The organism is uncultured Enterovirga sp. (assembly GCF_964242715.1).
Classification (GTDB): Bacteria; Pseudomonadota; Alphaproteobacteria; order Rhizobiales; family Beijerinckiaceae; genus Enterovirga.
In genome coordinates this window covers 1-2,864 of the sequence record NZ_CAXTAZ010000106.1, presented here as the reverse complement: position 1 = coordinate 2,864, position 2,864 = coordinate 1, and the positions used below count along the sequence as shown (strand labels likewise).

The following is a 2,864-nucleotide window of genomic DNA, read 5'->3' as shown; positions in this document are numbered from 1 at the left end:
ACCGGCAGGTTCTCGCAGCCGACCGGACCGTCGATCACGACCTGCAGGCCCTTCACGGCCGTGAAGACGTACACGGCGCCCCAATAGCCGCCGGCGCGATCGTGGTCGGCGACGAGCATCAGGCGGTCGCCATCGCGGCGCGGGCCTGGGCCGCGAAGGCCCACCATCCGCCGGCAGCCGGGGCCGGCTGGGCCGGGACGCCCTCAGGGCGGGAAGACGAAGCCGGCGACGCGGCCCGGGAGGTCCCCGCGTCGGCTTCCGGATTGTCTCGCTGCGCCCGCAAGGACGCGTGGCCCATCGGGCAGGACAGGGTCTTGCTCATCAGATCATCGCCTCCGAGGACCGTTGCTTGGCAAGTCGGGCGAGCGCCTTGCGGGTCTGCTCGCGGAATTCCGGCCGGATCACCGGCGGCTCCTGGTAGATGCCGGCCGTGTCGCCAGACCCGATGCCTTCGAAGAATTCCTTCATGGCTTCGAAGCGCGGCCGCGATCCCATCGCGGCGTTGACGACCTGCGCGAGCGAGCCGGCGCCGGCAGCGCCGAAGAGAGGCCGGGCCGAGATCAGGTTCGTGAAATAGAGCGCCGGGATCGCGGCGGTCTTCGCCTTCTGCACCACCGGCGTCGTACCGATGGCGAGGTCCGGCTCGAAGGTGGCGAGCGCGGCCAGATCCTGTTCGAGCGAGGCCCGGTATTGGACATGCGTGCCGCGCGCCTCGAGCCAGGCTCGGTCCGGCGCCGACCAGGGCGTCGCCGGACAGGCCGTTCCGACATAGGGCACCTCGGCGCCGCTCTCCACGAGGAGGCGTGCGACCAGGAGTTCGGAGCCTTCGTAGCCGGAGAGCGTGATGCGTCCGCGGATCGGCGTCCGGGCGAGCGCAGCCCGAATCGGCGGCAGCAGCTTCGCCTTGGCAGCCTCGATCGTCTCGGCCGGCACGCCGCAGGCAATCCCCACCGCTTCGAGCCAGTCCGCCGTGCCGTCATGCCCGACCGGCCCCGATGGCACGATCGGCCGGCCTGCCGCCTCGAATTCGCGGATCGAGGCCGTGTAGAAGGGATGGATGGCCGCGACCGCGGCGCAATCGAGCGCGGCATAGAGCTCGCGCCATTCGCGGGTCGGCACGGCGGGGCCCGCCGCCAGCCCGAGCGGCTCGAGCAGCCCGCCGATCACCATCGGGTCGGCCGGGAACATCTCGCCGAGCAGCGTCACGGTCGGGCGCTCCCCGCGCGGGGCCCGAGGGGCCGCGACGGGGCCCTGCTCGGCCTCGGTGCGGGCGTAGTTCAGCATGGCGCCGGCCAGGACGTCCTTGGCCTCGGCATGTGTCGGGACCCCGAAACCCGGCACGTCGATGCCGATGATGCGGACCCCGTTGATCTCCTTCGGCAGGAGCCGGAGCGGCACCCCGGACGCGGTCGGGACGCAGAGATTGGTCACGACCACGGTATCGTAGAGGTCGGGATCGGCGAGCTGGAAGACGGCCTCGCGGATGTCCTCGAACAGCTTGCCGGTGACGAGCGATTCCGAATTGAACGGCACGTAGCCGACCGTCCGGCGCGCGCCGTAGAAATGCGACGTGAAGGTCAGGCCGTAGACGCAGCAGGCGGAGCCCGAGAGCACGGTCGCGGTGCGCCGCATCCGCAGACCGACGCGAAGCGAACCGAAGGCCGGGCACATCGATTGCGGCTGGTCGTGCGGCCCGACCGGATAATCGGCCGCGTAGCGGTCCAGGATTTCGCTCTTGCCCGCCGCGGAGGCGGCGGCGCGCATCTCGTCCCGGCCGGCGTGACAGCCGGAGGCCGCGCCCGTCGTATCGGGAGGCGATCCACTCACGGCGTCATCCTGAGGAGTCCGCGCAGCGGGCGTCTCGAAGGACGGGCCGGTCGTGCGTGCTTCGAGACGCGAGCCCTCGGGCTCGCTCCTCCGCGTGACGCCGTGAGAGATGATGGTGTGGGTGCCCACCGCCGTCACACCGCCTCGTAGACGATTTCGAGCGAGGGCTTCACGACGTGGGCGACGCCGCACATCTCTTCCATCGTGGCAGGCTGGAGGACGTAGTCGCGGCCGGTCGTGTGGCTGTCGAAGAGGTCGAGCAGGCCGTCGGGCGAGAGCGGCGTCGGGCGGAGCGGCTGGGCGGTGTCGACATTGGAGGCGAGCTCTTCGAAGAGCGGCCCCCATTCGGTGCCCGGCATGCCCACGATCTGGTAGTTCGCGCTCTTGCGGCGAATGTCCTCGTTCGCCGGAATGGCGGCCAGGACCGGGATCCCGACCTTCTCGGCGAACGCCGCCGCCTCGCCCGTGCCGTCATCTTTGTTGATGACGATCCCGGCGACGCCGACATTGCCGCCGAGCTTGCGGAAGTATTCAACGGCGGAGCAGACGTTGTTCGCGACGTAGAGCGACTGGAGGTCGTTCGAGCCGACAACGATCACCTTCTGGCACATGTCCCGGGCGATCGGCAGGCCGAAGCCGCCGCAGACGACGTCCCCCAGGAAGTCGAGCAGGACGAAGTCGAAGCCCCAATCGTGGAAGCCGAGCTTCTCGAGCAGTTCGAAGCCGTGGATGATGCCGCGCCCGCCGCAGCCGCGCCCGACCTCCGGGCCGCCGAGCTCCATCGCGAAGACGCCGTCGCGCTTGAAGCAGACGTCGCCGATCTTCACCTCTTCGCCGGAGAGCTTTTTCTTCGACGAGGTCTCGATGATGGTCGGGCAGGCTCGGCCGCCGAAAAGGAGCGAGGTCGTGTCGCTCTTCGGATCGCATCCGATCAGCAGCACCTTCTTGCCCTGCTGGGCCATCATGTAGCTGAGATTGGCGAGGGTGAAGGACTTGCCGATGCCGCCCTTGCCGTAGATCGCGATGATCTGCGTCTC

General features: G+C 69.5%; 3 protein-coding genes. All 3 read right to left on the bottom strand.

The annotated features are described in order from the left end of the window. Window positions 1-118: 118 nt before the first annotated feature. Complete coding sequence (locus ACFE87_RS24730; RefSeq protein ID WP_375462313.1) at window positions 119-322, bottom strand: hypothetical protein; 204 nt, start codon at window positions 320-322, stop codon at window positions 119-121. Then, window positions 322-1,827 carry a chlorophyllide a reductase subunit Y gene (gene bchY / locus ACFE87_RS24725; RefSeq protein WP_375462312.1) on the bottom strand — a complete coding sequence of 502 codons (1,506 nt, stop codon included), beginning with the start codon at window positions 1,825-1,827 and terminating at the stop codon, window positions 322-324. The genes ACFE87_RS24730 and bchY overlap by 1 nt, the downstream gene beginning before the upstream one ends. Before the next feature lie 134 nt (window positions 1,828-1,961). Continuing rightward, the coding region (locus tag ACFE87_RS24720) for a chlorophyllide a reductase iron protein subunit X (RefSeq protein ID WP_375462311.1) at window positions 1,962-2,864 on the bottom strand (903 nt) is incomplete at its 5' end.